The 5,524-nt window shown below is 71.4% G+C and carries 5 protein-coding genes; 2 read left to right on the top strand and 3 right to left on the bottom strand.

From position 1 onward, the window contains the following. Positions 1–155 precede the first annotated feature (155 nt). Both ASF38_RS07250 and ASF38_RS07245 read left to right on the top strand, forming a co-directional pair. Positions 156–593, top strand: coding sequence for an Rrf2 family transcriptional regulator (locus ASF38_RS07250; protein WP_056574807.1), 438 nt, complete (start codon positions 156–158; stop codon positions 591–593). Between the two features lie 41 nt (positions 594–634). Beyond that, positions 635–1,834, top strand: coding sequence for an HNH endonuclease signature motif containing protein (locus ASF38_RS07245; RefSeq protein ID WP_056574805.1), 1,200 nt, complete (start codon positions 635–637; stop codon positions 1,832–1,834). Positions 1,835–1,842: 8 nt separating this feature from the next. Here ASF38_RS07245 and ASF38_RS07240 read toward each other — a convergent pair whose 3' ends face one another. The 3 genes from ASF38_RS07240 to ASF38_RS07230 form a co-directional block, all read right to left on the bottom strand. Continuing rightward, positions 1,843–2,382 carry a hypothetical protein gene (locus ASF38_RS07240; protein ID WP_056574802.1) on the bottom strand — a complete coding sequence of 180 codons (540 nt, stop codon included), beginning with the start codon at positions 2,380–2,382 and terminating at the stop codon, positions 1,843–1,845. Between the two features lie 63 nt (positions 2,383–2,445). Next, a complete protein-coding gene (gene cobF, locus ASF38_RS07235) occupies positions 2,446–3,177 on the bottom strand; it encodes a precorrin-6A synthase (deacetylating) (protein ID WP_056574798.1) in 732 nt (243 codons plus the stop codon). Further along, a partial coding sequence (locus ASF38_RS07230) for a cobaltochelatase subunit CobN (protein WP_235497482.1) occupies positions 3,174–5,524 on the bottom strand: 2,351 nt, incomplete at its 5' end. The genes ASF38_RS07230 and cobF, both read right to left, overlap by 4 nt.

Here is a 5,524-nt window from a genome sequence, read left to right as displayed (position 1 = left end):
CGACCTGCTGGAGGAGGAGCTCCGCGGCGAGCGAGCCGAGCTGTCCGGTCGCGCCGGTGATGCCGTAGGTGGTCATGAGGTTCCTTACTGTCATCAGTCTGGTTGCTGTTGAGGTAACTATAACCACACTGGTGGCGGTATGGCATCATGGGGGCATGGCCAGCCCGCAGAGCACCCAGTTCGCCGTGGCCGTGCACGTCCTCACCTACCTCGCCGGAAGCGGGGCGGGTCCGTCGGCGTCGCATCCCCGCACCGTGGGTGCGACGGAGCTCGCGGCCAGCACGCAGGTGACGCCCGTGCACGTGCGACGCGTGCTCGCTCCGCTGAGGGAGGCCGGCATCCTGGCGTCCACGCCCGGCGCCCGCGGCGGCTGGCGCCTGCTCGTGGAGCCCGAGCGGATCACGCTCGACACCGTGTGGCGCCTCGTCCGCGGGGACGAGCCGGTGCTGGCGATCCACCTGCCGAGCCCGAGGTGCCCTGTCGGGCGCAGCATCCAGGACGGCCTGCACGACGTCGACGCGGCGGTCGCGCGCGCCACCGAGGAGGCCCTGGCGCGGACGACCGTCGCCGACCTCATCCCGGTCGAGGGGTAGGCCTCCGAAGGAGTGTCCGAGGTCGAGTCTATGTTCGATACATGGATGGAAACGGCAACGCGGGAGCGCTCGAGGCACTGGGTGTCCTCGCGCGCGAACGGGGTCGGGCCGAGGCTGCGGAGCTGGCCGCGATGCTGCGGTTCCGCGAGGCCGAGCTGACCCGCACCGCAGCCATCGAGTCCCCCATGACGCGCCTGGTCGAGCGGTCCGCGATCGGCTTGGAGATCGGCCAGGCCGTGGGCCTGTCCGAGGCACAGGTCAGCGCCCGCCTCGCCGCGGCCGACCGGCTCCGGTCAGGGGTCCCGCAGACGTGGAATGCGTTCATGACCGGACGCATCGACTGGGCCCGCGCCCGTGAGATTGCCGGCACCGTGGCCGTGCTGGAGCTGCCCGAGTCGCTCGAGCGCCTCGACGACACCGTCGGCCGGTACGCCAGCACCCATACCGTGGCTGAACTGCGCGCCTGGCTGAAGCGGTTCGTCGCGCGCGTCGAGGCCGAGCAGGCCGCAGCCCGGGCCGAGGCCGCCCGGCGTCAGCGCGACGTCACCATCACCCACGTCGACGACGGCATGGCATGGGTCAACGCCTTCGTGCCCTCTCACCAGGCCGCCGCGATCGACGCGCGGCTGCGGCGCACCGCGCGACCCGAGGGCGACGATCGGACCCGTGGTCAGTTCCGCGCCGACACGTTCGTCGACCTGCTGCTGGCCACCGACGACCCCACCCCCGCACGCACCCGCACCGACATCGGCGTCGTCATCGACGGACCCGTTCTCGCCGGAGTCGAACCCGGACCCGCCGTCGCCGACGACGGCACCTGGACCGTCCCGGCCGAGTGGATCCTCGACCACCTCGACGCCCACCACACCTTCTTCCACCGGCTCCTGGTCGACCCGATCACCAAGGACACGCTCGCCCACGAGTACGTCGGACGGTTCGCCCCCGACACCCTCGCGGCCGCGATCGCGTTCCGCGACGCCGTCTGCCAGACACCCGGCTGCACGAGACCCGCCCGCGACTGCGACATCGACCACCGCGTCCCACACCCACGCGGACCCACCACCGGCGAGAACACCTGGGCACTGCACCGACGACACCACCGACTCAAAGGCCACCGCACCCTGCGCTGGATCCTGCCCTCCGGCCGCACCATCGACGCCGAACCCGCCACCCACGGCCTCCCCCACGGAGACACCGCCCACGTCGAACGCGCCCTCGCCCGCGCTGTCGCCCAGCTCTGAGACCGACCTCAGCGGGCGGTGAGCACGACCTCGGTTCCGGTGTGCTGGGTGCCGGTCTGCCTCAGGTGGCGCCATCCGCGGGTGTACCCGATCTCGGTGCCCTCGATCCGAACGGTGCCGGCCCGGCGTGGGGTCACACGGACCATGAGGTCGTTCCGACGCCAGTCGATCTGACCAGCGGTGGCGGGACGGACCGAGGCGCAGTACCGGTCGAGCTCGCCGGCGCCGGCGCCGAGACGATCGTCACCGTCAAGCTCGCACAGCACGACGTCGATGTCGGCGTCGGCAGTGTTCTCGGTGATCCTGGGCTCGAGGGCGTGAGTCGTCACCTGCTCCTGGATCGAGGTGACGGACAGGTTGACGTCGAGCGTCTCGCCGACCACGAGCTGGGCGGACACGGCGTCGCCGTACGGACCGAAGGCGTCCGGTCGCGACCACCACACGACGAAGGCGCCGATGGTCACGACGGCGACGGTGGCGGCGACCCAGCGGAGGTAGCGGGGTCCGCGTCGGGTGACCCTCGGTGGGTCGAGCACGGTCTCGTCCATGAGGCACGGTCCCATCACGGGACGACTCGTGTCGGCGGTTTCGAGAATCCTCCGCCGGACTGCTCACCTGCGCAGCAGCAACAGATCCATGACCCAACCGGCTTCGACCTTCGCTGCGGCACGCTTCGCGGTGATCTCGGCCGCGACGCTCCTGACGGCACCGGCGACGAGGCGTTCGGACGGTGATCCGAGGTTGGCGCCCCACCAGACGTGCCAGTCGTCGAGGCCGCTCAGGTCGGTTCCCGACGTCAGGAAGACGACGACGTTGTCCTGCTCCTGCTCGAGGGCCTCGCGGAGCCGGCGCTCGGTGGTCACGTGGATCGGCTGCCCGACCTCGTGCAGCACGATCCGGTGCCGGGCGGCGAGCAGCTGCAGCGCGGAGATCCCGGGCAGCACGTCCCAGTCGAACGTCAGGTTCCCGCGCGCAAGCACGCGTTCGACCACGCGGATCGTCGAGTCGTAGAAGGCGGGGTCGCCCCACACGAGCAGGACTGCGTCGCCCGGATGTGCGATGAGCGCCGACTCCCAGGCTGCGGCCCGTGCCTCGTGCCAGTCGCCGACCGCGGACTCGTAGTCGAGGGCTGTCCTGTCCCGCGGTGGATCGACGACCTCGACCACCCGCAGGTCGGGCGCGTGGTGGGCCAGTACCTCTTGGCGCGCGGCGGCGAGCGGGTCACCGGCCCGCTTCACCGTCACCAGCGCGACCGACGCCGACCGCAGCGCCGCGACCGCCTCGACGGTCAGGTGGTCGGGGTGGCCGAGACCGATCCCGACCAGGGTCACTCGCCGCGTCACGCGTGGCGGTCCTCGAGGTCTCCCTCGAGGTCGAGGTAGACCTGCTGCATCGCGGCGACGACCTCGGGGTCGGGCTCGGCCCAGAGGCCGCGCTCGGCCGCCTCGCCCAGTCGCTCGACGATGCCGCGCAGCGCCCAGGGGTTCGACTTCCGCATGAACTCCTGGTTGGTCTCGTCGAGGACGTACTCCTTGGCGAGCGACTCGTACATCCAGTCGTGCACGACGCCGGCGGTGGCGTCGAATCCGAACAGGTAGTCCACCGTGGCGGCCAGCTCGAACGCACCCTTGTAGCCGTGCCGCTGCATCGCGCCGATCCAGCGCGGGTTGACCACGCGGGCGCGGAACACCCGGTTGGTCTCCTCCTGCAGCGTGCGCGTGCGCACCGCGTCGGGCGACGTCGAGTCGCCGACGTACGCCTTCGGCTCGGCGCCGGTCAGCGCGCGGACCGTCGCGATCATGCCGCCGTGGTACTGGAAGTAGTCGTCGGAGTCGGCGATGTCGTGCTCGCGGGTGTCGATGTTCTTCGCCGCCACCGCGATGCGGCGGTAGTTGGCACGCATGTCCTCCGACGCCGGGGCGCCGTCGAGGTCGCGACCGTAGGCGAAGCCGCCCCACGCCGTGTAGACCTCGGCGAGGTCGTCGTCGGTCTTCCAGTTGCCGGCCTCGATGACCTGCAGGATCCCGGCACCGTACGAGCCCGGCTTCGAGCCGTAGATGCGCGTCGTGGCCCGGCGCTCGTCGCCGTGCTCGGCGAGGTCGGCCTGGGCGTGGGCACGCACGAAGTTCTGCTCGAGCGGCTCGTCGAGCTCGGCCACCTGGCGGATGGCGTCGTCGAGGATGCCGATGACGTGCGGGAACGCGTCGCGGAAGAAGCCGGAGATGCGGACCGTGACGTCGATGCGCGGACGACCGAGCTCCTCCAGCGGGACGACCCGCAGGCCGTTCACCCGGCGCGACGCCGGGTCCCACTCGGGCTCGACGCCGATGAGGGCCAGCACCTCGGCGATGTCGTCGCCCGACGTGCGCATGGCCGACGTGCCCCAGACCGACAGGCCCACGGAGCGCGGGTACTCGTCGGTGTCGGCGAGGTGCCGCTCCACGAGCGACTCGGCCATCGACCGGCCGGTCTCCCACGCCAGTCGCGACGGGACGGCCTTCGGGTCGACGGTGTAGAAGTTGCGACCGGTCGGCAGCACGTTGACGAGTCCGCGCAGCGGGGAGCCGGACGGACCGGCGGGGATGAAGCCGCCGTCGAGCGCGTGCAGCACGTGGTCGAGCTCGTCGGTGGTCTGCGCGAGGCGCGGGACCACCTGCGTGGCGGCGAAGTGCAGGACGTCGCGGACGACGGGGTCGTCGTGCAGGCCGTCGACGGCGGAGGGGTCCCAGCCGGCCTCCTCCATGCCCTGCACCAGGGCGTGCGCCTGCTGCTCGATCTCGTCGATGGCGCGCAGGGCGTCCTCACCCTCCTTGAGGCCGAGGGCCGACCGCAGGCCGGGGACGGCTCCGGTCTCGCCGCCCCAGATCTGGCTCGCCCGCAGGATCGAGAGCACGAGGTTCACGCGCGCCTCGCCCGCCGGAGCCTGGCCGAGGACGTGCAGGCCGTCGCGGATCTGGGCGTCCTTGATCTCGCAGAGCCAGCCGTCGACGTTGAAGATGAAGTCGTCGAAGTCGTCCTCGTCCGGGATGTCGTCCAGGCCGAGGTCGCGGTGCATCTCGGCCGCGCGCATGTGCGTCCAGATCTGCGAGCGGATGGCCGGCAGCTTGGCCGGGTCCATCGCGGCGATGTTGGCGTACTCGTCGAGCAGCTGCTCCAGCTTGGCGATGTCGCCGTAGCTCTCGGCCCGCGCCATCGGCGGGATGAGGTGGTCGACGATCGTGGCGTGGGCGCGACGCTTGGCCTGCGCGCCCTCGCCCGGGTCGTTGACGAGGAACGGGTAGATCAGCGGCAGGTTGCCGATGGCGGCGTCGGTGCCGCACGACGCCGACAGGGCCGCGTTCTTGCCCGGCAGCCACTCCATCGAGCCGTGCTTGCCCAGGTGCACGACGGCGTGCGCGCCGAACTCCTCTTCCACCCAGCGGTAGGCCGCGAGGTAGTGGTGCGAGGGCGCCATGTCGGGGTCGTGGTAGATCGCGACCGGGTTCTCGCCGTAGCCGCGGGGCGGCTGGATCATCAGCACGACGTTGCCGGCGCGGATCGTGGCGAGCACGATCTCCTGCTCACCGTTGACGAACAGCTTGCCCGGTGCCGGGCCCCACGCCTCGAGCATGCCGTCGCGCAGGTCGGGGTGGAAGCCGTCGAACCACTCGCGGTACCGGGCGGCGGGGATGCGCACGTGGCTCTCGGTGA

Source organism: Aeromicrobium sp. Leaf272 (genome assembly GCF_001422865.1).
Lineage (GTDB): Bacteria > Actinomycetota > Actinomycetes > Propionibacteriales > Nocardioidaceae > Aeromicrobium.
This window is presented reverse-complemented; position numbering and strand designations above follow the sequence as displayed.

Coding starts and splice junctions, on each gene's coding strand:
- ASF38_RS07245 (WP_056574805.1), top strand. CDS start 635: ATGGATGGAAACGGCAACGCGGGAGCGCTCGAGGCACTGGGTGTCCTC.
- ASF38_RS07240 (WP_056574802.1), bottom strand. CDS start 2,382: ATGGACGAGACCGTGCTCGACCCACCGAGGGTCACCCGACGCGGACCC.
- ASF38_RS07250 (WP_056574807.1), top strand. CDS start 156: ATGGCCAGCCCGCAGAGCACCCAGTTCGCCGTGGCCGTGCACGTCCTC.